The 22,030-nt window shown below is 73.3% G+C and carries 23 protein-coding genes; 6 read left to right on the plus strand and 17 right to left on the minus strand.

Annotated elements, in window-relative coordinates; all coding sequences use genetic code 11:
- Positions 1-40 precede the first annotated feature (40 nt).
- From ACFVYS_RS42280 to ACFVYS_RS42305, 6 genes are all read right to left on the minus strand, one after another.
- A complete protein-coding gene (locus ACFVYS_RS42280) occupies positions 41-331 on the minus strand; it encodes a hypothetical protein (protein WP_389511022.1) in 291 nt (96 codons plus the stop codon).
- A 143-nt stretch (positions 332-474) separates the two neighbouring features.
- Positions 475-1,704: an RNA polymerase sigma factor gene (locus ACFVYS_RS42285; RefSeq protein ID WP_389511058.1), complete on the minus strand. Its 1,230-nt coding sequence runs from the start codon at positions 1,702-1,704 to the stop codon at positions 475-477.
- Positions 1,705-1,899: 195 nt separating this feature from the next.
- Positions 1,900-2,256, minus strand: a complete 357-nt coding sequence (locus tag ACFVYS_RS42290; protein WP_020132164.1) for a YciI family protein — start codon at positions 2,254-2,256, stop codon at positions 1,900-1,902.
- Between the two features lie 221 nt (positions 2,257-2,477).
- Positions 2,478-3,476: an LCP family protein gene (locus tag ACFVYS_RS42295; protein ID WP_389511060.1), complete on the minus strand. Its 999-nt coding sequence runs from the start codon at positions 3,474-3,476 to the stop codon at positions 2,478-2,480.
- A gap of 163 nt (positions 3,477-3,639) precedes the next feature.
- The gene (locus tag ACFVYS_RS42300) at positions 3,640-4,995 is read right to left on the minus strand and encodes an endo-1,4-beta-xylanase (protein WP_389511024.1); all 1,356 of its coding nucleotides are present in this window, start codon (positions 4,993-4,995) and stop codon (positions 3,640-3,642) included.
- A gap of 112 nt (positions 4,996-5,107) precedes the next feature.
- Positions 5,108-6,166, minus strand: a complete 1,059-nt coding sequence (locus ACFVYS_RS42305; RefSeq protein WP_389511026.1) for a LacI family DNA-binding transcriptional regulator — start codon at positions 6,164-6,166, stop codon at positions 5,108-5,110.
- 152 nt (positions 6,167-6,318) lie between these two features.
- Between ACFVYS_RS42305 and ACFVYS_RS42310 the strand changes: the two genes are divergently transcribed.
- Positions 6,319-8,622 carry a glycoside hydrolase family 3 N-terminal domain-containing protein gene (locus ACFVYS_RS42310; RefSeq protein ID WP_389511028.1) on the plus strand — a complete coding sequence of 768 codons (2,304 nt, stop codon included), beginning with the start codon at positions 6,319-6,321 and terminating at the stop codon, positions 8,620-8,622.
- Positions 8,623-8,636: 14 nt separating this feature from the next.
- A complete protein-coding gene (locus tag ACFVYS_RS42315; protein ID WP_389511030.1) occupies positions 8,637-9,062 on the plus strand; it encodes a hypothetical protein in 426 nt (141 codons plus the stop codon).
- 89 nt (positions 9,063-9,151) lie between these two features.
- Here ACFVYS_RS42315 and ACFVYS_RS42320 read toward each other — a convergent pair whose 3' ends face one another.
- The 5 genes from ACFVYS_RS42320 to tsaB are packed head-to-tail and all read right to left on the minus strand — an operon-like array spanning position 9,152 to position 12,098.
- Entirely contained in the window at positions 9,152-9,532 is a 381-nt protein-coding gene (locus tag ACFVYS_RS42320) for a hypothetical protein (RefSeq protein ID WP_389511032.1), read from the minus strand.
- On the minus strand, positions 9,529-9,789 hold the full coding sequence (locus ACFVYS_RS42325) for a hypothetical protein (protein WP_389511034.1): 261 nt from the start codon (positions 9,787-9,789) through the stop codon (positions 9,529-9,531). Before ACFVYS_RS42325 ends, ACFVYS_RS42320 begins: the two co-directional genes overlap by 4 nt.
- Positions 9,786-10,883, minus strand: a complete 1,098-nt coding sequence (gene tsaD / locus ACFVYS_RS42330; protein ID WP_389511035.1) for a tRNA (adenosine(37)-N6)-threonylcarbamoyltransferase complex transferase subunit TsaD — start codon at positions 10,881-10,883, stop codon at positions 9,786-9,788. Before tsaD ends, ACFVYS_RS42325 begins: the two co-directional genes overlap by 4 nt.
- Positions 10,876-11,406, minus strand: coding sequence for a ribosomal protein S18-alanine N-acetyltransferase (gene rimI, locus ACFVYS_RS42335; RefSeq protein WP_389511061.1), 531 nt, complete (start codon positions 11,404-11,406; stop codon positions 10,876-10,878). The genes tsaD and rimI overlap by 8 nt, the downstream gene beginning before the upstream one ends.
- A gap of 38 nt (positions 11,407-11,444) precedes the next feature.
- On the minus strand, positions 11,445-12,098 hold the full coding sequence (gene tsaB / locus ACFVYS_RS42340) for a tRNA (adenosine(37)-N6)-threonylcarbamoyltransferase complex dimerization subunit type 1 TsaB (RefSeq protein WP_389511037.1): 654 nt from the start codon (positions 12,096-12,098) through the stop codon (positions 11,445-11,447).
- A 111-nt stretch (positions 12,099-12,209) separates the two neighbouring features.
- Here tsaB and ACFVYS_RS42345 point away from each other — a divergent pair, with 111 nt between their 5' ends.
- Both ACFVYS_RS42345 and ACFVYS_RS42350 read left to right on the plus strand, forming a co-directional pair.
- Positions 12,210-12,761: a hypothetical protein gene (locus ACFVYS_RS42345; RefSeq protein ID WP_389511039.1), complete on the plus strand. Its 552-nt coding sequence runs from the start codon at positions 12,210-12,212 to the stop codon at positions 12,759-12,761.
- A gap of 161 nt (positions 12,762-12,922) precedes the next feature.
- The gene (locus ACFVYS_RS42350) at positions 12,923-13,093 is read left to right on the plus strand and encodes a hypothetical protein (RefSeq protein WP_389511041.1); all 171 of its coding nucleotides are present in this window, start codon (positions 12,923-12,925) and stop codon (positions 13,091-13,093) included.
- A gap of 69 nt (positions 13,094-13,162) precedes the next feature.
- On the opposite strand, the gene tsaE is transcribed toward ACFVYS_RS42350, so the two are convergent.
- From tsaE to ACFVYS_RS42380, 6 genes are all read right to left on the minus strand, one after another.
- Positions 13,163-13,669 (minus strand): tRNA (adenosine(37)-N6)-threonylcarbamoyltransferase complex ATPase subunit type 1 TsaE, encoded by a 507-nt coding sequence (gene tsaE / locus ACFVYS_RS42355; protein WP_389511043.1) that lies wholly within the window; start codon positions 13,667-13,669, stop codon positions 13,163-13,165.
- Between the two features lie 85 nt (positions 13,670-13,754).
- Positions 13,755-14,993, minus strand: a complete 1,239-nt coding sequence (locus ACFVYS_RS42360; RefSeq protein WP_389511045.1) for an alpha/beta fold hydrolase — start codon at positions 14,991-14,993, stop codon at positions 13,755-13,757.
- A 55-nt stretch (positions 14,994-15,048) separates the two neighbouring features.
- Positions 15,049-16,212 (minus strand): alanine racemase, encoded by a 1,164-nt coding sequence (alr, locus tag ACFVYS_RS42365; RefSeq protein ID WP_389511046.1) that lies wholly within the window; start codon positions 16,210-16,212, stop codon positions 15,049-15,051.
- Between the two features lie 34 nt (positions 16,213-16,246).
- Positions 16,247-16,939 (minus strand): L,D-transpeptidase family protein, encoded by a 693-nt coding sequence (locus tag ACFVYS_RS42370; protein WP_389511048.1) that lies wholly within the window; start codon positions 16,937-16,939, stop codon positions 16,247-16,249.
- Between the two features lie 241 nt (positions 16,940-17,180).
- Positions 17,181-18,620, minus strand: a complete 1,440-nt coding sequence (locus ACFVYS_RS42375) for an NAD(P)H-hydrate dehydratase (protein ID WP_389511050.1) — start codon at positions 18,618-18,620, stop codon at positions 17,181-17,183.
- Positions 18,621-18,727: 107 nt separating this feature from the next.
- Positions 18,728-19,099: a holo-ACP synthase gene (locus tag ACFVYS_RS42380; protein WP_389511052.1), complete on the minus strand. Its 372-nt coding sequence runs from the start codon at positions 19,097-19,099 to the stop codon at positions 18,728-18,730.
- 145 nt (positions 19,100-19,244) lie between these two features.
- On the opposite strand from ACFVYS_RS42380, the gene ACFVYS_RS42385 reads away from it, so the two are divergent.
- Both ACFVYS_RS42385 and ACFVYS_RS42390 read left to right on the plus strand, forming a co-directional pair.
- A complete protein-coding gene (locus tag ACFVYS_RS42385; protein WP_389511054.1) occupies positions 19,245-20,234 on the plus strand; it encodes a hypothetical protein in 990 nt (329 codons plus the stop codon).
- Complete coding sequence (locus tag ACFVYS_RS42390; RefSeq protein WP_389511056.1) at positions 20,231-21,985, plus strand: M16 family metallopeptidase; 1,755 nt, start codon at positions 20,231-20,233, stop codon at positions 21,983-21,985. Before ACFVYS_RS42385 ends, ACFVYS_RS42390 begins: the two co-directional genes overlap by 4 nt.
- Positions 21,986-22,030 lie beyond the last annotated feature (45 nt).

The following is a 22,030-nucleotide window of genomic DNA, read 5'->3' on the forward strand; positions in this document are numbered from 1 at the left end:
GCCCCGAGGTGGCTCGTCGGGGCCCCCGCCGGGCCGGCCGCTACTGCCGGTGGAGCGTCTTGAGCGGTGCCGGGTTCGGCCGGGCGCCGACCTGGGCGGGGCGCTGCCGCGCGGCGTCCGAGGCGTCACCGTCGGTGCCCGCGGCGAGAGTTCGCGCCCACGTGCTCGCCGGGACGAAGGCGTCGCAGTACGGGCGGTACGTGAAGTAGGCGCTGCCCGCGCTCATCGAGGTGCCCGCGGTGTTCAGGTCGGCCTGGGCGAGCGAGCCGGTGCCGCCGAAGCCCACCATCGGGTTGACGCCGGCGGTCTCGCGCACGAGGTAGTTGTTCACCTCGGGCGACAGGGTGGTGGCGCTGCTGCTCCGCAGGAGGGCCCGAAGACGTTCATCGCCGCGGCACCCGACACACCGTCGCGCCAGGCGCCGGAGATCGGGGACGGGGCCGGGGCTTTAGGTGTGCGGGCTGCGAGGTGGCCTCAGTGCGGTCGGCACTCGGCGGCCCGCGCCCGCAGCAGCTCCCGTTCCCGCTCGTTGCCCGTCAGCTCCGCGGCCCGTTCGAACTCGGCCTCGGCCTCCGCCGTCCGGCCCAGCCGCAGCAGCAGGTCCCCCCGGACGCTGGGGAGGAGGTGGTAGTCGCGCAGGGTCGGTTCGGCGACGAGACGATCGACGATCTCCAGCGCGGGCCCCGGGCCGTCCGCCATCGACACGGCGACCGCGCGGTTGAGTTCGACGACCGGGGAGGGCGCCCGGGCCGCCAGCAGTCCGTACAGGGTGGCGATGGCCGTCCAGTCGGTGTCCTCGTAGGTGTGGGCGTGCGCGTGACAGGCGGCCACGGCGGCCTGGAGGGCGTACGGGCCGGGGGCGCCGGTGGCGGCGGCGCCGGCCCGGTCCAGGGCGGCGATGCCACGGGCGACGAGCATGCGGTTCCAGCGGCGCCTGTCCTGGTCCTTGAGGAGGACGGGCCTGCCGTCGGGGGCGGTGCGTGCGGCCGTGCGGGACGCCTGGAACTCCAGCAGCGAGACCAGTCCGTGGACCTCGGGCTCCTTCGGCATCAGGGCCGCGAGCTGCCGGGCCAGCCGCAGCGCGTCCTCGCACAGGGCCGGGCGCAGCCAGTCGTCGCCCGCGGTGGCCGCGTACCCCTCGTTGAAGATGAGGTAGATGACGTCGAGGACCGAACCGAGCCGGGCCTCGCGGTCTGGTCCGTACGGCACCTCGAAGGCGATGTTCCTGGTGGCCAGGGTCTTCTTGGCGCGGACGATGCGCTGGGCGACGGTCGGTTCGGGGACCAGGAAGGCGCGGGCGATCTCGGGTGTGCTCAGGCCGCCGAGCAGGCGCAGCGTGAGGGCGATGCGGGCCTCGGCGGAGAGCACCGGGTGACAGGCGGTGAAGACGAGCCGGAGCAGGTCGTCGTCGATGGCGTCCGGGTCGGCGGGCTCCTCCGGCGGGGGCGCCGGGTCCAGGCTGCGGCCGATCTCCTGGAGCTTGCGGGCGTAGTTCTCCCGGCGGCGGACCAGGTCGACGGCGCGGTACCGGGCGGTGGCCGTGAGCCAGGCGCCGGGGTTGTCCGGCACCCCGTCGCGGGGCCACTGCTCCAGGGCGGCGACCAGGGCGTCCTGCGCCAGCTCCTCCGCGATGCCGACGTCCCGCACGACACGGGCGACGGCGGCGATGACGCGAGGGGACTCGAGGCGGAAGACGGTCTCGATGGCGGCACGGGGGTCCGGCGGTCGCGTGACACGCGGATCCGAGGCGGCACGGGGGGCCGAGGCGCTGCCGGAGTCCGAGGCCGTGCGGGGGTCCGAGGCGGCACGCGGATCCGGGGCGGTGCGGGGGTCCGAGGCGGGCTGTTGTTCCACAGCCCACCATCGAACACCCCGGCGGTCGTTCAGGCCAAGGAGGGCTCAGCCTTCCGCGATCTCCCGCACCTCACAGGTCACCGTCCAGTGCTCCTCGTGCACCTTCAGGAACCGCTTCGTCCACTCGATCGCCTCGGCCATGTCCTTGCACTGCATGAGCGCGTAGCCGCCGACGACCTCCTTGGACTCGGTGAAGGGCCCGTCGGTGAGGGAGATCTTCCCGCCCTCCCAGTGCGCGCGGACGCCCTGCGCGGACGGCGTGAGCCCGGCGGTGTCGAGCATGACGCCGGCCTTGGTGACCTCCTCGATCAGTTCGCCCATCCGCTGCATCAGCTCGGGGCTGGGGCCCTCGGCGGGGGCGGTGGCCTCGTCGATCTTCACGAGCGACAGGTAGCGGGGCATGGTGACTCCTCGGATGCGGTGAGCCGGGTCCTTCCCGGCCTCTCACCCCTTCGTCGAACGGGGGACGACCGGATCGACACCCTCGCCGGACTTTTTCCGGAAAACTTTTCCGGCCGACGTTTCCGCAGCTCATGCGGCCTTTCCGCGCCTCCTCCCCTGCCCCCTTCCGTGCCCCTTTCCCGTACGTCGGCCCGGCCGCCGCCGCGACCGGCCGGGCCGGTTCACCTCAGCGACGCCCACAGCTCGCTCGCCGCCGGTTCCTGTGCCACCACCCGGTTGGGGTCGGAGGGGGCCGCCACCACGGGCATGGTCACGGTCTCGAGGTGGGCGGCCGTGAGGCCCTTCAGGCTCTGGCCGAGCTCCATCAGCGCGGTGAGGGAGTCGAGGCCGGTGTCCGTCGTGAGGCTGCCGGTGACCGCGTCGGCGACCGTGTACAGCTCGGTGGGGCTGGTCAGCAGGTCGGTCGAGGCGATCTGCTCCAGCAGGGCCTTCACCAGCGTCTGCTGGAGGCCGATGCGGCCGAGGTCGCTGCCGTCGCCTATGCCGTGCCGGGTGCGGGCCAGGGCGAGCGCCCGGGTGCCGTCCAGATGGTGGGTGCCGGCCGCGAGGTGCAGATGGCTGTCGTCGTCGTCGATGTCCTCGTCGGTGGTGACGGTGACCCCGCCGAGCGCGTCCACGAGCTTCGCGAAGCCCGAGAAGTCGACCTCGATGTAGTGGTCCATACGGACGTAGGTGATCGACTCGACCGTCTTGACGGCGCAGACGGGACCGCCGAGCGAGTAGGCGGTGTTGAACATCGCGCCGTACGCCACCGCCGTCGAGCCACCGTCGGACAGCGGGCAGGAGGGGCGGGTGACGAGGGTGTCGCGCGGGATGCTGACGACGGTGGCCGTCGTCCGGCCCGCGTCGATGTGCACGACCATCGCGGTGTCGGAGCGGGCGCCCGAGCTGTCGCCGCCGCCGAGCGCCTGGTTCTCCTCGCCGCTGCGCGAGTCCGAGCCCAGCACCAGGATGTTCACGGCCTCGGTGGCCAGCGGGGAGGCGGTCGCCGAGCCGGACGGGGACGGGGCCGTGACCGCCTTCGCGGGGCGGTTGTCGCCGAGCGCGTTGTCGATGTCGACGCTCTTGATGTTGTCGTTGAGGTGCCAGTAGGCCCAGCCCGCCGTCCCGATGCCCATCACCAGGGCGGCGGCCAGGGTGAGACCGGCGGCCTTCAGCACTCTCGACCGCCGGCCAGGCTGTCTGCCGGCGTCGTCCTGCTGCTCGTGTCGCGTCACACACAGGAACGTAAGTCCGAATTATGAGCGAACCGTTAGGACGGCCGCCCCCCGGCGAACTTCTTGTGAAAATCTCACGATCCTCAGCCCGCCGTCACCGACACCGTCAGCCCAGCGTCACCGCCGGTACCGGATTGCTGCCGCTCCAGCTCGCGTTGAACCCGAAGCTCACCGAACCCCCGTCCGGAACCGACCCGTTGTACGAGGCGTTCGCACAGGTCACGGCCGCCCCCGACTGGGTGCAGCCGGCGTTCCAGGCCTGGGTGATCTGCTGGCCCGCGCCGTACGACCAGGTCACCTTCCAGGAGGACAGCGTGGCGCCCGAGCAGGAGATCGTCACGTTCCCGGTGAACCCGGTGTTCCACTGGCTGCCCACGCTGTACGCCGCCGTGCACGCGCCGGTCGGCGGAGGCGTCGTCGTGCCGCCCAGCGCCTCCGCGATGCCGTAGTACGCCGGTTTCGGCGCGTAGTTCGCGTCGTACGGCGTCGCCGCCCCCTGCCCCGGGAAGGTGCTCTCCACCCAGGAGTCGGAGTCGGTGAAGCCCCACACGGTGAGGTTCACACAGCGCGCCACCGCCACACAGGCCGCCGTGACCGCCTTGTAGTCGGCCTTCTGCTGGGCCAGCTTGGCGCTGTCGGACGGGAGCGTCATCCGGATGTCCAGCTCGGTGATGGCCACGTCGACGCCGAGGTCGGCGAAGCGCTGGATGTTCTGCTGGAACGTGGACGGGACCTGACCGAGGATGAGGTGGGCCTGGAGGCCGACCCCGTCGATCGGGGCTCCTCGCTCCTTCAGCGACTTGACCAGGTTGTAGAGCGCGGTGCTCTTCGCGTTGACGCCCTCGACGTTGTAGTCGTTGATGTACAGCTCGGCGGCGGGGTCGGCGGCCCGCGCCCAGGTCAGCGCGTTGGCGATGTAGTCCACGCCGAGGCCGTTGTACCAGAGGGTCGAGCGGTAGGTGCCGTCCTCGTTGAAGGGCTCGTTGACGACGTCCCAGGCGGCGATCTTCCCCTGGTAGCGGCCGACCTCGGTGTTGATGTGGTTCTGCAGCAGGGTGCTCAACTGGGCGGACGTCCAGGTGCCGTTGGTGAGCCAGTTGGGGTTCTGGCTGTGCCAGACCAAGGTGTGGCCGCGCACCTGCTGAGCGTGGGCCTGCGCGAAGGCCACGATCTGGTCGGCCTCCGCCCAGTTGAAGGAGCCCTGGGTCGGCTCCACGGAGCCCCACTTCATGGCGTTGCCGGGGGTCAGCGAGCCGAACTGCGCCCCGGCGATGTCGCCGTAGGTCCCGGTGAGCTTGGAGCCGGTGACCGCCGTACCGACGACCTTGCCCTTGGCCGCCCCGAGCTCGCGCAGCGGGGTGTCGGCGGCGTGCGCCACTCCGCTCAGGAGGGCGCCGACGGTGGCCGCCCCGGCGAGCAGGGCGGCGAGACGTGCACGGATCGACGAACTGGAGGATCTCATTGCGGGTGCCTCCGAAAGTTTCGGTCGTGCAACCGATTGACTTCGGAGGAGTGTGGGGGCGTCCGTACTACCCGTCAATACGTCAACTTCCGGCCACCCGCGTCCCCGCGCCCTACCGGGTGGGCGGTGCCCCCGTGCTCGTCCGCACCACCAGGCTCGTCGCGAGCTCCACCCGCGTCGCCGTCGGCGTCTCCTGGGACGCCGAGCGCCCCAGCTCCAGCACCAGCCGGGCCGCCGCCTCGGCCATCTCCGTGAGCGGCTGCCGTACGGTCGTCAGCGGCGGGCCCACCCAGCGGGCCACCGGCAGGTCGTCGAAGCCGACCACGCTCACGTCCTCCGGGATGCGCAGCCCCAGCTCACGGGCGGCCTCGTAGCAGCCGAGCGCCTGCAGGTCGTTGCCCGCGAAGACGGCGGTGGGCCGGTCGGGGCGGTCGAGGAGCTCGCGGCCGAGCCGGTAGCCGGTCTCGTGGTGGAAGTCGCCGGTCTTGATCAGCTGCTGGTCGACCGGCAGCCCGGCCGTCTCCAGCGCGGCCCGGTAGCCGTCGATCCGGGCGCGGCTGCACATCATCTGCGGCGGCCCGCTGATCGCCCCGATCCGCCGGTGTCCCAGCTCGACCAGGTGCCGGGTCGCGGCGAGGCCGCCCTGCCAGTTGGTGGCCCCGATGGACGGCACGTCGGCGCCCGGGTCGCCGGCCGGGTCCATCACCACGAACGGGATGGACCGGCTGGTCAGCAGCGCCCGCTGGGACTCGTCGAGCCCGGACAGGACCAGCACGACCCCGTGCGGGCGGCGGGCCGCCACCTGGTCGGCCCAGGTCCGGCCGGGCGTGAGCCGTCCGGCGCTCTCGCTCAGCACGACACTCAGCCCCGCGTCCCGCGCCACGTTCTCCACGCCCCGGATGACCTCCATCGCCCAGGCGCTCTCCAGTTCGTGGAAGACCAGGTCGATCAGCGGGGAGCGGGTCGCCTCGGCGCGGCGGCGGCGGTAGCCGTGGGCGCGCAGCAGTTCCTCGACGCGGGTGCGGGTCGTCGGGGCGACATCGGCACGGCCGTTGAGGACCTTCGAAACAGTCGGTGCCGATACGCCGGCCTCACGGGCGATCTCCGCGAGCGTCGCGGTCTGCGTCGGCCGCGCTTCTGTCCGCGTTTCCGCGGGCTCCGAGGGTGTCATGGCGGCGATCGTATCGCCACGCGACCTCTTGACGAACCTATTGCGACGCCATAGGTTCCCGGAACATTCGAAGTACAGCTCGAAACATTCGTACCCTTGCTCTCCGCACCGACTGTCCACCTGGTGGCTCACCGACCTCTGACAGGAGTTTCATGACCACCGCCCCCTGGCGTGACCCCGCCCTGCCCGCCGCCGCCCGTGTCGACGACCTCCTCTCCCGGATGACCCTGGAGGAGAAGACCGCCCAGCTGTACGGCGTGTGGGTCGGCGCCGCGACGGACGGCGACGGAGTCGCCCCGCATCAGCACGACATGACCGCCGACCACGACTGGGACGAGCTGATCACCCGGGGGCTCGGCCAGCTGACCCGGTCCTTCGGCACCGCGCCCGTGGACCCCGCGCTCGGCGCCCGCGCGCTGGCCCTCGCCCAACGGCGGATCGCCGCGGCCGGCCGCTTCGGCATCCCGGCCGTCGCCCACGAGGAGTGCCTGGCCGGCTTCACCGCCTGGCGGGCAACCGCCTACCCGGTCCCGCTGGCCTGGGGCGCCGCCTTCGATCCGCCGCTGGTGGAGGAGATGGGCCGGGCGATCGGCCGCGACCTGCGCGCGGTCGGGGTACACCAGGGCCTCGCCCCCGTCCTGGACGTCGTCCGCGACCCGCGCTGGGGACGGGTCGAGGAGACGATGGGCGAGGATCCGTACCTGGTCGGCACGGTCGGCACGGCCTACGTCCGCGGGCTCGAGTCCGCGGGGATCGTCGCCACGCTCAAGCACTTCGCGGGATACGCCTCCTCGGCGGGCGCCCGGAACCTGGCCCCGGTGCGGGCGGGCACCCGGGAGTTCGCCGATGTGACCCTGCCGCCCTTCGAGATGGCCCTGCGCGAGGGCGGCGCCCGCTCGGTGATGGCGGCCTACACGGAACGCGACGGCGTCCCGGCCTCCGCCGACCCCGAACTGCTGACCCGCCTCCTGCGGGAGGAGTGGGGCTTCACCGGCACGGTCGTCGCCGACTACTTCGGCATCGGCTTCCTGCAGACCCTGCACCGGGTGGCCGGCACCCCCGCGGAGGCGGCCCACCTCGCCCTGGCGGCCGGCATCGATGTCGAACTGCCCACCGTGAAGTACTACGGCGAGACACTGGTCGCGGCCGTGCGCGCCGGCGAGCTCCCCGAGGAGCTGGTCGACCGGGCCGCCCACCGCGTCCTGCTCCAGAAGTGCGAACTGGGCCTGCTGGACGAGGACTGGCAGCCGCCGAGCCCCGAGTCGGTCGACCTCGACCCGGCGACGAACCGCGCCCTGGCCCGCCGGCTGGCGGAGGAGTCGGTGGTCCTGCTGGACAACCCCGACGGGCTGCTCCCGCTCGCCCCCGACACCCGCGTCGCCGTGGTCGGCCCGCGGGCCGCCGACGCGCTGGCGATGCTGGGCTGCTACTCCTTCCCGTCCCATGTCCTCACCCACCACCCAGAGGTGGACCTGGGCATCGACATCCCCACCGTGCTGGAGTCCCTGCGGGGCGAACTCCCCGACGCGAAGGTCACGTTCACCGAAGGGTGCGCGGTCTCGGACCCGGACCCGTCGGGCTTCACCGAGGCCATCGCCCGCGTCGCCGAGGCGGACGTCTGCGTGGCCGTCCTGGGCGACCGGGCGGGCCTGTTCGGCCGGGGCACCTCGGGCGAGGGCTGCGACGTGGCCGACCTGAGCCTGCCCGGCGTCCAGGGCGCGCTGCTGGACGCGCTGGTCGCGACGGGCGTCCCGGTCGTCCTGGTCCTGCTCACCGGCCGCCCGTACGCGCTCGGCCGCTGGCACGGACGGCTCGGGGCGGTCGTCCAGGCGTTCTTCCCCGGCGAGGAGGGCGGTCCCGCGGTGGCGGGGGTGCTCTCGGGCCGGGTGAACCCCTCGGGCCGCCTCCCGGTGAGCGTGCCGCAGGTGCCGGGCGGCCAGCCCTGGACCTACCTCCAGCCGCCGCTGGGTCTGGCGGGCGAGGTCAGCAACCTGGACCCGACCCCGCTGTACCCGTTCGGACACGGGCGCTCGTACACCGAGTTCGCGTGGGAGGACTTCTCCGGCCCGGCCGCGGAGATCGGCACGGACGGCGCATACGACCTGTCCGTCACGGTCCGCAACACCGGCGAGCGGGCGGGCACGGAGGTCGTGCAGCTCTATCTGCACGACCCGGTGGCGAGCGTCACCCGTCCCGACGTACGGCTGATCGGCTATCAGCGGCTGGAGCTGGCGGCGGGCGGGTCGGCACGGGTGACCTTCCGCTTCCACGCCGACCTGTCGGCGTTCACCGACCGCGCGGGACGCCGGGTGGTCGAACCCGGGGATCTGGAGCTGCGGCTGGGGACGTCCAGCGGGCAGGTGCGGGAGGTGGCGCGAGTGCGGCTGGCCGGACCGGTGCGCGAGGTCGGGGCGGAGCGACGGCTGCGGTGCGAGGCGGACGTCCTGCGCCATTGACGTGTTCACCGGCGGTGCCCGTCTGTGACACCGACGCGGTCAACTCCCCCGAGGACGCGGAGGACGCGGCCCCCGCGGCACACGCGGAGCTCGCGGCGCACAAGGCCCGTCAGTGGCTGCTCGGCGGGCTGCTGCTGGCCCTCGCCCGGCTGCCGCCGGTCGCCTTCGGGGCGGGGCTGCTCGTCCTCTTCGTGCTCTGGCGCGATTCGCCCGCCCTGACGCTGCTGATCCTCTTCACCGCCATCGTCACGAGGGGCGCACTCGGGGCACCGACCGGACTCTGGCGGCGCGCTGCCGTGACGGCCGCGTCGAGCGCCGTCCTCGGTGCCGTCGCGGGCTTGGTCCTGACCGACGGGAGCCTGGTCCGGACGGTGACCTTCGCCCTCTGCGCGGGAACCCTGGCGACATCGGCCTGGGCACTGTCGGCGCCGCAGCCGTAGCCGTGGCGGGCGACAAACAGGGCGAGCACACCGCACGGTGCCTCGCCCACCCCGTTCGCCCCACCCCGTTGCGCCTCAGGCGGTTCGCCTCACGCCGTTCGTTCGTCCCCCGTCGCGAAGTACCGGTCCACGTACTCCCCCGGCGGCAGCGTGCTCCCGCGCATGAGGGAGAACACCTCGGCGCCGTCGCCGGGCGTCCCGAACAGGGTGAAGGCCTGGGCGAGCCGCGCGTACTCGACGCCGTCGAGGTCCTCGCAGTACTCGGCGGCCTCGGCCTCCGCCCGCTCGATCGCCTCGTCCGCCGACCGGGCCGTCCACAGGGTGATGCGCTCCTCGTAGACGCCCAGCGGGCCGTGCCGGAAGACGCACCGGACGCCGTACCAGGACGGTTCGCCGGTCGGTTCGTCCCTCGGTTCGTCCGGGGTGGGGCCTGTGCAGCCGCGCCGCGCGGACGGGACCCCGTCGCTCACATCGGGTCCGGCACCGGCTCGAACCGCCACCGGTGCACGGCCCGGCTCACCAACGCCGCGTCGGGCTCGGGAAGTTCGGGGAGGACGGCGTCGTAGTCGGCGTCCCACCAGGTGATCACCAGCACCCGGTCCTGCGGGGCGCGGAAGGTCTCCCGGCGCCCGGGCGCGGGCGCGAGCTCCTGCGCCCGCGCCCAGGCCAGCAGGTCCTCGCCCCGGCCGGTGACCGCCCGGGCCTCCCACATCAGCGCGACCGTCATGAGTAGAGGTTGTCCTTGCCGGTCTCGTGGGCGTGGACGTGGTCGTGCGGGCGGCCCGGCACATGGGGGTCGGTCACCGGCAGCGAGGAGTCCGCCGACAGGTCCCAGTCGGACGCGGCGCGCCCCCTGGCCACCATCTCCGCGCCCAGGGCCGCCACCATCGCGCCGTTGTCCGTGCACAGCTTGGGGCGCGGGACGCGCAGCCGGATGCCGGCGGCCTCGCAGCGCTCCTTGGCCAGGGCCCGCAGCCGGGTGTTCGCGGCCACACCGCCGCCGATCATCAGGTGGTCGACGCCCTCGTCCTTGCAGGCCCGTACGGCCTTGCGGGTCAGGACGTCCACGACCGCCTCCTGGAAGGAGGCCGCCACGTCACGGACCGGGACCTCCTCGCCCGCCGCCCGCTTCGCCTCGATCCAGCGGGCGACCGACGTCTTCAGCCCGGAGAAGGAGAAGTCGTACGCCGGGTCGCGCGGGCCGGTCAGGCCGCGCGGGAACGCGATCGCCTTCGGGTCGCCCTCGCGCGCGTAGCGGTCGATGACCGGGCCGCCCGGGAAGCCCAGGTTCAGCACCCGGGCGATCTTGTCGAAGGCCTCGCCCGCCGCGTCGTCGATGGTCGCGCCCATCGGGCGGACGTCGGAGGTGATGTCGCTGGACAGCAGCAGGGACGAGTGTCCGCCGGACACCAGCAGCGCCATCGTCGGCTCGGGAAGCGCGCCGTGCTCCAGCTGGTCCACGCAGATGTGGGAGGCGAGGTGGTTCACCCCGTAGAGGGGCTTGCCGAGGGCGTAGGCGTACGCCTTCGCCGCCGAGACGCCGACCAGCAGGGCGCCGGCGAGACCGGGACCGGCCGTGACCGCGATGCCGTCGAGGTCCTTCGGGCTCACCCCCGCTTCCTTCAGGGCCCGTTCGATGGTCGGGACCATCGCCTCGAGGTGGGCCCGGGACGCCACCTCCGGCACGACCCCACCGAAACGGGCGTGCTCGTCGACGCTGGAGGCGATCGCGTCCGCCAGCAGGGTCGTGCCGCGCACGACGCCCACGCCGGTCTCGTCGCAGGAGGTCTCGATCCCCAGAACCAGGGGTTCGTCAGCCATTGTTCTCGGTTTCCTGTGTCCCTTGTACCGGGGTCGGTACGGATGTCGATGGATCGGTCAGCCGCATCACCAGGGCGTCCACGTTCCCCGGCTGGTAGTAGCCGCGCCGGAAGCCGATGGCCTCGAAGCCGAAGCGTTCGTAGAGCTTCTGGGCGCGCACGTTGTCGATCCGGCACTCCAGCATGACCTCGGCGCACTCGAAGGCGGTCGCCGCGCGCAGCAGCTCCGTCAGCAGGCGGCCGCCGAGCCCGGTGCCCCAATATCCGCGGGCGACGGCGATGGTCTGGACGTCGGCGACCGCGGCGAAGCCGCTGTCGGACCCCGTGCCGGCCGCGGCCAGGCCCGCGTATCCGACGATCCGCTCGCCTTCGGCCGTGGTGTCGACCGCGACGAGATAGCGCCGGGTCGCCTCGGGGCCCCGGGCATGGGCCAGGTCGGACCAGAACATGCCCCGTGACCAGGCGTCCTCGGGGAAGAGATCCTTCTCCAGCTCCAGCACGGGCTCGATGTCCCACCAGCGCATCTCACGCAGCACGGGCCGGCCGGTCGGGTTGGCTTCGGTCACTTGGGGGTGACCACCTTGTAGTTCTTCGGCACCTGGGCGTCCGGCCGACGCAGGTACAGCGGGCGCGGGGCCGGCAGCTCCTCGCCCCGGACGAGCCGCTCGGCGGCGAGCGAGGCGAGGGCGGCGGCGGAGACGTGCTCGGGCTCGTGCGCTTCGGGGAAGGTGTCCGGGTACAGCAGCGCGCCCGCGCCGACGGACGGCAGCCCGGCCACCTCGGCGGCGATGTCGGCGGGCCGGTCCACCGCGGGGCCCGAGACACGGGTCCGGGAGTTGTCGTAACGCGCCCAGTAGACCTCCTTGCGGCGGGCGTCGGTCGCCACGACGAAGGGGCCTTCGAGGTCGGACGCGTAGGCGAGGCCGTCGAGCGTGCACAGACCGTGCACCGGGACGCCGAGCGCGAGCCCGAAGGTGTCGGCGGTCATCAGGCCGACTCTCAGCCCCGTGTACGGGCCGGGGCCGACGCCGACGACGATCCCGGTGACGACGTCGAGGCTGCGCCCGGCCCCGGCGAGCAGCCGGTCGACGGCCGGCAGCAGCAGCTCGCCGTGCCGGCGCGCGTCCACCTGACTCGAGGAGGCGATGACGTCCGTGCCGTCGTGCAGCGCGACGGTGACGGCGGGGGTGGCGGTATCCAGAGCGAGCAAGAGCACGCAAACAGCCTACGGCTCCCGTGCCCCGTACATGGCCGCGCCGGTCGGAGGCGTGAGGACTGCTAACGTCACCGCGAAACGTGACGTACGGGACAGACTGGGTGGTCGTCGATGCCAAGCAACAGCTCGACTTTCGTGGCCGGGCTCACCTCGGCGGCCCTGGCGACGGTCGCGTTCCTCACCTTCCAGGCGTCAGCGAACGCACCCGCCGACCTGGCCCGGCCGCAGCGCAGCGGCGCCCCCGCGAAGGCGGCGAAGGCACCCCGGGACAAGGACCACCCCGCCGCGCTGCCGGCCGACTCCGGCCTCGGCACGCGGGTCGTGTACTCGCTGGACGACGACCGGGTGTGGCTGGTCGGGTCGGACGGCGGGGTCAAGCGCACGTTCAGGGTCGCCCCCGGCAGTGTGGACCCGCCCCCGGGCAAGTACACCGTCACCTCCCGCGCGGGTGCCGTCACCGGCACCGACGGCACCCCCATCGAGCACGTCGTGCGCTTCACCACCGTGCACGACGTGACGATCGGCTTCAGCGCGGCCCTGGACGGCTCGCTGCCCGGGCCCGACCCGACCGTGAAGACGGGCGGCATCCGGCAGACCGTCGCGGACGGCGACGCGATGTGGGACTTCGCGACGATCGGACAGGCCGTCGTCGTGATCCCGTAGGGGTGACCCGGGCCCGGGGCGTGGCGCCTGAGTATCCCGTGAACGTTCCGACGAGACGTCGGCAAAATGTTGCGTCGGGTGTCCGGTGCGTGGTCACATGGTACCAACTTCGTAGTTAGGTCTACCTAACTACGCCCGCCCCCGAACCTCAGGAGGCGTCCATGTCGGTCACCGAGCCCAAGGGCCGGCCGTCGCGGCCGTTCACGCTCGCCGGTGTGTCCATGCGTGATCTGCTGGCCTCGTGCGCGGCCGCGGAAGCCGTCTCGACGCCGCCGCGACTGCCCGACCCGGCGCTCACGAAGCAGCCGGTGGAGCGTCCCAAGGCGGCGTGAGCCCCACCGGCGACCTGCGCGGCCACCCGTCCGGCCGACCGCCCGCCGAACACGGCGACCGTCCGCCGGTCAGGCCGACAGCACGCCGAGGTCCGCCGAGGCCCAGCGCTCCCCGAGCCCCGTCACCGTCACGTGCCGCACCTCGTCCGTGGTGTCGCCGACGGCACGGTGGATGAGGACCTGGAGCCGGTCGTCGGTCAGCTCCTCGACCTTGCCCTCGCCCCACTCCACGACGATCACCGACGCGGGCAGCGACACGTCGAGGTCGAGGTCCTCCATCTCGTCGAGCCCGCCGCCCAGGCGGTACGCGTCGACGTGGACGAGCGGCGGACCGTCCCCGAGGGAGGGGTGCACACGGGCGATCACGAACGTCGGGGAGGTGACCGCACCCCGGACACCGAGCCCCGCACCGAGCCCGCGGGTGAGCGTCGTCTTGCCCGCGCCGAGTTCCCCGTTGAGCATCACGAGGTCACCCGCGCGCAACAGCTTGGCGAGACGACGGCCCAGCTCACCCATCTGCTCGGGGGAGGTGACGCGCAGCTGGACCCGGGGCGATGCCGCTTTCTCTTCCATCATTACTCACTCGCAGTAGTACACTGATCACACCCCGCAAGGGGTCGGTTCGGGCTGGACCGCAGCCGAAGGCTGGAAGCCACCTCCGTCAGGAGGAGGCGGAGTCACAGCCGTTCACGGTAGCCGTGATCGGTATCGCCCCCGTGCGGGCGAGCAGATCAGCGAGGCGGTCGGTGACCACTTCCGGGTGCTCCAGCATGACGAGGTGCCCGGCGTCCGGTACCAGGACCAGTTCCGCGCCCGGCAAGGCGTCGGCGATCGCCTCGCTGTGCTCGCTCGGCGTGACCAGGTCGCCGATCCCGGCGAGCACCAGCACCGGTATGTCGGTGAAACAGGCCAGCGCCTCGGTCTTGTCGTGATCCGTGAACGCCGGGTAGAACTCGGCGACCACGTCGATCGGCGTGCCCTCGATCATCCGCTCGGCGAACCGCGCGACCGCCGGATCGACGTCCCGCGACGCGAACGAGTAGCGCTTGATGATCCCGGCGAAGAGATCGGCGGTGGCCCGCCGCCCCTTCTCCACCAGGGCCGCCTGCTGCCCCAGCGCCTTCAGCACCCCCGGCAGCACCCGCCGCACCGCGTTCACGCCCGCGACCGGCAGCCCGAAGTTGACCTCGCCGAGCCGTCCCGACGACGTACCGACGAAGGCGGTGGCGACGACCCGCTCACGGATCAGCTCGGGGTACAGCGCGGCCAGGGCCATCACCGTCATCCCGCCCATGGAGTGCCCGACGAGCACGATCGGCCCCTCCGGCACGGCCGCGTCGATCACGGTCCTCAGGTCGCGCCCCAGCTGATCGATGGTGACCGGCTCGCCGTCCCGTATCTGGGCGTTGCCGCGCCCGGACCGGCCGTGACTGCGCTGGTCCCAGTGCACGGTCCGTACGACGCCCCGCAGGGCCGCCCGCTGGAAGTGCCAGGAGTCCTGGTTGAGGCAGTAGCCGTGGCTGAAGACCACCGTGACGGGGAGTGGGGCCTTGCGCCCGAAGAGCCTGCGCCGCCGGTTCGCCGGTCCGCCCTGCGGCTCGACGTCGTCCACCTCGTAGTACAGCTCGGTGCCGTCCTCGGCGTAGGCCTTGCCGGGCGTGCCGCGCAGGCCGCCGTACGGCCCCGTCGAGTCGAGGGCGAGCCGGGCCTTCGCCCGTATGCCGCGGCCGACGGTCATCCGCTCCAGGGCGACACCCGCCGCGGCGCCCGCGGCGATCACGCCTATCGCGGCGCCGGCGACGCCGGTCGCCCGGCGCCACCCCCCGCCCGCCCCCGTGGCGGAGGCGGCGACGACCGCCGAGGCGGCGCCCGCCACCGCCTCCGCGCTGCTCTCGCTCACGTACCGCTCCTCTTTGGCCGATGCTCGTGTACTGACTGCGGGTTACCCGCGTTGGTCACTCATTCACATAGACGCGAGGAACGCGCGCACCGATGCGCGTGACGATCTCGTACCCGATGGTGCCGGCCGCCTGGGCCCAGTCCTGCGCCGTGGGTTCACCGCGGTCGCCCGGTCCGAAGAGGACCGCCTCCGCGCCGGGGGCGGGCTCGTCGCCGCCGAGGTCGACGACGAACTGATCCATGGCGATCCGGCCGGCCGCCGTCCGCCACTTGCCGGCGACCAGCACCGGACCGCTCCCGGAGGCGTGCCGGGGAACACCGTCCGCATAGCCGAGGGGAACCAGGCCCAGGGTGGTCTCGCCCGGGGTGACGTAGTGGTGGCCGTAGCTCACGCCGTGGCCGCCCGGGACGTGCTTCACCAGGGCCAGCGAGGCCGCGAGGGTCATCACCGGACGCAGCCCGAAGTCGGCGGCGGAGCCCAGCTCGGGGCTGGGCGACAGGCCGTACATCGCGATGCCCGGGCGGACCAGGTCGAAGTGGGTCTCCGGGAGCGTGAGCGTGGCCGGGGAGTTGGCGATGTGCCGCACCTCGGGCCGCACGCCTTGCCCTTCGGCGTACGCCACCATCTCGTGGAAACGGTCGAGCTGGGGCGCGATGGAGGGATGGCCGGGCTCGTCGGCGCAGGCGAAGTGCGACCACAGCCCGGTGACCCGGAGCAGCCCCTCGCCCTCGGCCCGCAGCGCCTCGCCCACCAGCTCGGGCCAGTCGGCGGGCTGGCAGCCGTTGCGCCCGAGCCCGGTGTCGGCCTTGAGCTGCACGCGGGCGGCCCGCCCGGCGGCCCGTGCCCCCTCGACGACCTCCCGCAGGGCCCAGAGCCCGCTCACCGACACGTCGATGCCGGCCTCGACCGCCTCCCGCCAGGGCCCGCCCGGCGTCCACAGCCAGCACATGATCCTGACGTCCGCCGGCAGCCCGCCGTCCGCGCGCAGCGCCAGCGCCTCCTCGGGCGTGGCGGTACCCACCCAGCCGGCGCCGGCCGCGACCGCGGCGCGGGCACAGGGGGCGGCCCCGTGCCCGTACCCGTCGGCCTTCACCACGGCCATGAACTCCGCGCCCGGCGCCTTGGCGCGCAACGTACGCACGTTGGCCCGCAGCGCGGCCAGGTCGATCTCGGCACGGGCACGCGACGGGGCGGCGGGCGTCTCGGCAGTCTCACTCATCGGGCCCAGTGTCTCAGAGGGCCCGGACCGCCCCCTAGGTACCGGGCCGGTGCCCCCACACGTAGACCCGGTCGCCCTTCTTCAGCACGCTCCACAGCCTGCGCGCGTCACCGACCGTGAGATTGACGCAGCCCATGGAGCCGATGGTGGTGTGGATGCTGTCGTAGACGGCGTGGAAGGCCTGGCCGCCGTCGAAGAACTGCGCATACGGCATGGGGGCGTTGTAGAGCGTGGAGACATGGTTCTTGTGCCGCCAGTAGACGGTGTGCCACCCCTTGCGGGTCGGGTGCACGACCCGCCCGCTGCGCATCGACACGGGCCCGAAGACGACCTTCGTCCCCTTCTGCACCCAGGTCAGTTGCCGGTCGAGATCGACGCAGGCGACCCGGTGGGTGCGCACCGGACACTTCTTCCCGGCGTTGGGGTTCTTCCTCGCGGCGACGAGCTGCATCCGGGCCCAGGTGACGGGTCCGGCGAACCCGATCGCGGGCTCGATCCCCTGCTGCCGCTGGAACGCCCGGATCGCCTTGCAGTCGGCGGCGGACTGCTTCCCGTCCACGGTCCGCTTCAGCCACCGCTCGACCGCCCGCTGGTACGGCCCGGCCCGCTTGCTGCACGCCACCCGGGTCATCACCTCGTCCAGCGGCACGTACTCGACGAGCGCGTACGTCCCCTCCACCGCCTCCCGCGGCTCGACGGCGTCCTCGGCGGCGGTGGGCGTGTACACCCTCGGAGCGAGCACCTGGTCCGGCGTGTCGATCTCCCAGGACGGTGGTGACGGAGGAGGAGCGGCACGAGCAGGCGTACCGAGGGGAAGAAGCGCGACGGCGGAAAGAAGCAGGGCCACGGCTCGTGTGCTGAACATCCGATCAGACAAGCGCGCCACCTCCGGCGCCCCTGGCTGCCGCGCGGCGGCTTCACCCTTTCAGCGGGGGGACTTCCAGCCCGTCCGGCGATAGACCCGGTCCCTACCGCCGCACATCCCGCCAGGCCCCCGCGACCGCCGCGGCCACATCGTGCGCCCCCACCGGCGCCCCGTCCGCGGCGAACCGCCCCGCCAGCCCATGCAGATAGGCCCCGACACTCCCCGCGTCCAACGCACTCAGCCCCGCCGCCAGCAACGACCCCGCGAGCCCGGACAGCACATCCCCGCTCCCGGCCGTGGCCAGCCACGCCGTCCCCGTCGCGTTCACCCGCACCACGCCCGCACCACCCGCGTCCGCCACCAGCGTCGTCGACCCCTTGAGCAGCACGGTCGCCCGGTAGCGGGCCGCCAGCTCCCGCGCGGAACGCAGCCGGGCCCCCTCCACCTCCTCCCGCGCCACCCCCAGCAGCGCGGCCGCCTCCCCCGCGTGCGGTGTCATCAGCGTCGGCGCGGTCCGCCCGCGCACCGCGTCGGCGTCCGCGAGCCGCAGCCCGTCGGCGTCGATCAGCACCGGCACGTCGGCGGACAGCACCTCCGCCACCGTCTTGGCGTCGTCCCCGGCGCCCGGCCCGACGACCCAGGCCTGCACCCGCCCGGCCTGCCGGGGCCCCTGGTCGGACACGAGCGTCTCGGGGAACCGCGCGACGACCGCGTCCCCGGCCGGCCCCACGTACCGCACGGCCCCCGCCCCGCCCCGCAGCGCCCCCGCGACGGCCAGCACGGCGGCCCCCGGATACCGGGCGGAGCCGGCGGCGATCCCGACGACGCCCCGCCGGTACTTGTCGCTCTCCCCGCCGGGCACGGGCAGCAGGGCGGCCACGTCCGCGTGCTGAAGGGCCGCCAGCTCGGGCTCGGCGGGCAACTCGCCCCCGAGCCCGATGTCGACGAGCCGCACCGACCCGGCGTACTCCCGCGCCGGATCGACGAGCAGCCCCGGCTTGTGCGTGCCGAAGGTGACGGTGAGGTCGGCACGGATCGCGCTCCCGTGCACCTCGCCGGTGTCGGCGTCGACGCCGCTGGGCAGGTCGACGGCGACGACGGCGGCCCGGCCCCCGGCGACGATCTCGGCCAGCGCGGCCGCGTCCGGCCGCAGCCCGCCCGTCCCGCCGATGCCGACGATGCCGTCGAGCACGAGGTCGGCCCGCCGGACGACGGCTTCGGCGCCGGCCGGCGCGACCGTGTGCCCGCCCGCCCGCCGCAGGGCCGCGAGCCCTCCGGCGTGCGTCCGCTCGGGCGCGAGCAGCACCGCGGTCACGCCCGCCCCGCGCCGAGCGAGCCGGGCGCCGGCGTACAGGGCGTCACCCCCGTTGTCGCCGCTGCCGACCAGCAGCACGACCCGCCGTCCGTACACCCGCCCCAGCAGGTCGGCGCAGGCGGCGGCGAGCCCGGCGGCGGCCCGCTGCATGAGGGCCCCTTCCGGAACCCGGGCCATCAGCTCCCGCTCGGCACGACGGACGGTCTCAACGCGGTAGGCAGTACGCATACGGTCGAGTCTGCCCCGGACTCCCCCGCCACCGCACGCCGTCGGCCCACCCCGCGGTGCGCCCTTCGCTGCACCGCGCGGAACCCCCCGGCGGTGCGCCCGCCGGCTCAGCCTTCGGCCACCACCACCGCCGAGGCGACGCCCGCGTCGTGACTCAGCGACACATGCCAGCTCCGTACTCCCAGTTCGGCCGCCCGCGCCGCGACACTCCCCTGCACCCGCAGCCGGGGCCGCCCGCTGTCCTCGACGTACACCTCCGCGTCCGTCCACAGCAGCCCGGGCGGCGCCCCCAGCGCCTTGGCGAGAGCCTCCTTGGCGGCGAACCGGGCCGCCAGCGAGGCGGGCCCCCGCCGCTCCCCGCTCGGCAGCAGCAGCTCGCTCTCCAGGAAGAGCCGCTGGGCCAGTCCGGGCGTCCGTTCCATGGACGCCGCGAACCGCTCGATCTCGGCCACATCGATACCGACCCCGATGATGCTCATGCCGAGCACCCTACGGCCGGACTGTCACCGCCTGCTGCTAGCCTGCGGCGACTTGATCACGTCAGTCGAAATGCAGGATTTCACCGCCGCACGCCCTGGGGGGCCAGCCCGCGTGCCGCGGACAGTGACGCCAGGGGGCGGAGGAATGACCAGCACCACCAACGGCATGGCCGGCGGCGGACCCACGAACACCTGGGGACCGACCTTCGACCCGTACGACAACACACCCGAGCTGACCCCGCTGCGCACCGCCGCGCAGTCCGGACACTGGCCGACGGTGCGGGCCTGGTTCGCGGGCCTCGACTCGGTCGACAGGCTCTCCTCCGCCGTCGGCCTGCTCGCCGACATCCCCGGCGTCGAGAACTTCCTGGAGCGGGCGGCGGCGGAATCGCCCGGCGACCCGCTGCCGCGCACGCTGCTCGCCGAGCGGTACGTCTACATCGGCTGGGACATCCGCAGCGGTGCCCGCGCGAACCATGTCTCGCGGGACCAGTTCACCCAGTTCCACGACTGGCTGCGCAGGGCCGAGCAGCTGCTGATCGAGATCTGCGCCGAGCACCCCTCGTACGCCCCCGCCTGGACCGCCCGGCTGATGACCGCGCGCGGTCTCCAGCTGGGACAGGCCGAGGCGCGCCGCCGCTACGACCGCCTGTCCGCCCACCATCCGCACCACTACCACGCACAGGTCCAGCTGCTCCAGCAGCTGTGTCCGAAGTGGAGCGGCTCCTGGGAGGCGGCGCACGGCTTCGCCCGCGCGTGCGCGACCGAGGCCCCCGACGGCTCGACCTCCGGCGCCCTGGTCGCCCTCGCGCACATCGAGCGCTGGCTCGACCTGGACAGCGGCGAGGACGCGGCCTACATGCGGGGCCTGTCGGTCCGCGACGACCTGCGCAACGCCGCCCAGGTCTCCGTGCTGCACCCGGCCCACCGGCCCGACTGGAACTCGATCGGCGCGCACAACGCGTTCGCGTTCGCCTTCTCGCTCGGCAACCACTGGGAGTACGCGGCCCCGCACTTCGCCTTCATCGGCGACCGCGCGACCGAGTCCCCGTGGCACTACGTGCCCGACAAGAAGTCCTCGTTCCTCAAGTCCCGCAAGGCCGCGCTGGAATCCCGAGGAGGCGGCAACCGATGAGCACCGACCTGCACGAGCACGACGACCGCGCCGACCTCGCCGCCCTCGCCGGCCTCGTCTCGCACACCACCACGCAGCACATCCCCACCCTCTACGCCCCCGCCTCCGGCAAGGAGATCACCGCCGGCCTCTTCTTCCGGGTGGGCCGCGCCGACGAGACCCTGGCCACCGCCGGCCTCACCCACCTCGTCGAACACCTCGCCCTGCACCGCCTCGGCCTGTCCGATCTGCACTACAACGGCGCGACGGCGAACGCGTACACCCTCTTCCACGTCACCGGCAGCGAGGAGGAGGTCGTCACCTACCTCAACAGCGTGTGCGCGGGACTGCGGGACCTGCCGATGGAGCGGCTGGAGACCGAGAAGGAGATCCTGCGCACCGAGGCGGCCGGCCGGGGCAGCGGCCCCCAGCACCAGATGCCGCTGTGGCGGTACGGCGCCCAGAGCTACGGCCTGTCCAGCTACAACGAGCTCGGTACCTGGAGCCTGACCCCGGACCAGGTGCGCCACTGGGCCGAGACCCGCTTCACCAGGGACAACGCGGTGCTGTGGATCACCAGCGACCAGGTCCCCGACGGCCTGGACCTCACGCTCCCCCAGGGCGCCCGCTTCCCCGCTCCGGCCGCGACCAGCGCACTGCCCAGGACCCCCGCGTTCATCAGCGGCGACGACGGCCATGTCGTCCTCACCTCGGTGCTGCGCCGCTCCACCGCGGCCAGCGTCTTCGCGGACGTCCTCGGCCGGGCCCTCTTCCAGGACCTGCGCCAGGAGGGCGGCTACTCCTACTCCGCGGAGGCCGACTACACCCCGCGCGACGCCGACTTCGCCACCCTCACCGCGTACGCGGACTCCCTCCCGCAGAAGCAGGACGCGGTCGTCGGCGGCTTCGTCGACACCCTCGCCCGGCTGCGCGCCGGCCGCATCGAGCAGTCCGAACTGGACTCCGTCCGCGCCAAGCTCCTCAAGATGTACGACACCCCCGACCTCGGGGCCGCCACCCTCCCCTCGTACGCGCTGAGCCTGCTGCTCGGGCACCGGATCCTCACCCCCGAGCAGCACAAGGCCGAGCTCAACGCGGTGACCACGGACGACCTGCGCGAGGTCGCCCGGGAGACATGGGGCAACGCGCTCCTCCAGGTACCGGGCCGGGGCGTCGACTGGGCGGGTTTCACCCTCGCCCCGCAGCACTCGCAGGCCGCCCTGACCGGCACCCGCCACCAGTCCCTGGAGGACGAGGAGGTCACCCTGGTCATCGGCGCCGAGGGGGTGAGCCTGCTGACCCCGAGGGGCCCGGTCACCGTCCGCTACGACGCCTGCGCGGCGATGACCGCCCGCCCCGACGGCGCCCGCACCCTCACCGGCCACGACGGCTTCTCGGTCACCGTGGAGCCCACCCTGTACCGAGGGGTGACGCCGGAACGCACAGCCGCGCTGGACGCGGCCGTGCCCGCCGGGGCGGTGGTACGGATGCCGGCGCGCGAGCCCGACCACATTCCCCAGCCGCGCAAGCGGACCTCCGGCCCGCGGTCCGCCGGCAACGGCCGCTCCACGGTGGGCTGGACCATCGCGCTCTGGCTGGTCGGCCTGCTCGCGGTGGTGTGGGGCCTGTTGTGCGCCGTCATCACGGCCGACGAGTCCTCGGCCACCGCCCCGGAGTGGGACGCGGTGGTCGGCATCTGGATCCTCGAACTCCCCCTCGCCTTCGCGACCTGGAAGATCTACGCGGCCAGAAGACAACGCGTACGTGGCTGACGAGTCGCCCTGGTCGGTCCGGGAACGCCGACGGCGTTCCCGGAC

The sequence above is a fragment of the Streptomyces sp. NPDC058295 genome (assembly GCF_042880655.1).
Taxonomy (GTDB): domain Bacteria; phylum Actinomycetota; class Actinomycetes; order Streptomycetales; family Streptomycetaceae; genus Streptomyces; species Streptomyces coriariae.

What these genes read in the sequence shown, in the direction of transcription:
- ACFVYS_RS42345 (WP_389511039.1), top strand. Translation starts at nt 12,210, where the DNA reads ATGCCAAGCAACAGCTCGACTTTCGTGGCCGGGCTCACCTCGGCGGCC.
- ACFVYS_RS42310 (WP_389511028.1), top strand. Translation starts at nt 6,319, where the DNA reads ATGACCACCGCCCCCTGGCGTGACCCCGCCCTGCCCGCCGCCGCCCGT.
- ACFVYS_RS42305 (WP_389511026.1), bottom strand. Translation starts at nt 6,166, where the DNA reads ATGACACCCTCGGAGCCCGCGGAAACGCGGACAGAAGCGCGGCCGACG.
- ACFVYS_RS42290 (WP_020132164.1), bottom strand. Translation starts at nt 2,256, where the DNA reads ATGCCCCGCTACCTGTCGCTCGTGAAGATCGACGAGGCCACCGCCCCC.
- rimI (WP_389511061.1), bottom strand. Translation starts at nt 11,406, where the DNA reads ATGCGCTGGTGGGACATCGAGCCCGTGCTGGAGCTGGAGAAGGATCTC.
- ACFVYS_RS42325 (WP_389511034.1), bottom strand. Translation starts at nt 9,789, where the DNA reads ATGACGGTCGCGCTGATGTGGGAGGCCCGGGCGGTCACCGGCCGGGGC.
- ACFVYS_RS42385 (WP_389511054.1), top strand. Translation starts at nt 19,245, where the DNA reads ATGACCAGCACCACCAACGGCATGGCCGGCGGCGGACCCACGAACACC.
- tsaD (WP_389511035.1), bottom strand. Translation starts at nt 10,883, where the DNA reads ATGGCTGACGAACCCCTGGTTCTGGGGATCGAGACCTCCTGCGACGAG.
- ACFVYS_RS42350 (WP_389511041.1), top strand. Translation starts at nt 12,923, where the DNA reads ATGTCGGTCACCGAGCCCAAGGGCCGGCCGTCGCGGCCGTTCACGCTC.
- ACFVYS_RS42380 (WP_389511052.1), bottom strand. Translation starts at nt 19,099, where the DNA reads ATGAGCATCATCGGGGTCGGTATCGATGTGGCCGAGATCGAGCGGTTC.
- ACFVYS_RS42300 (WP_389511024.1), bottom strand. Translation starts at nt 4,995, where the DNA reads ATGAGATCCTCCAGTTCGTCGATCCGTGCACGTCTCGCCGCCCTGCTC.
- ACFVYS_RS42390 (WP_389511056.1), top strand. Translation starts at nt 20,231, where the DNA reads ATGAGCACCGACCTGCACGAGCACGACGACCGCGCCGACCTCGCCGCC.
- ACFVYS_RS42375 (WP_389511050.1), bottom strand. Translation starts at nt 18,620, where the DNA reads ATGCGTACTGCCTACCGCGTTGAGACCGTCCGTCGTGCCGAGCGGGAG.
- alr (WP_389511046.1), bottom strand. Translation starts at nt 16,212, where the DNA reads ATGAGTGAGACTGCCGAGACGCCCGCCGCCCCGTCGCGTGCCCGTGCC.
- tsaE (WP_389511043.1), bottom strand. Translation starts at nt 13,669, where the DNA reads ATGATGGAAGAGAAAGCGGCATCGCCCCGGGTCCAGCTGCGCGTCACC.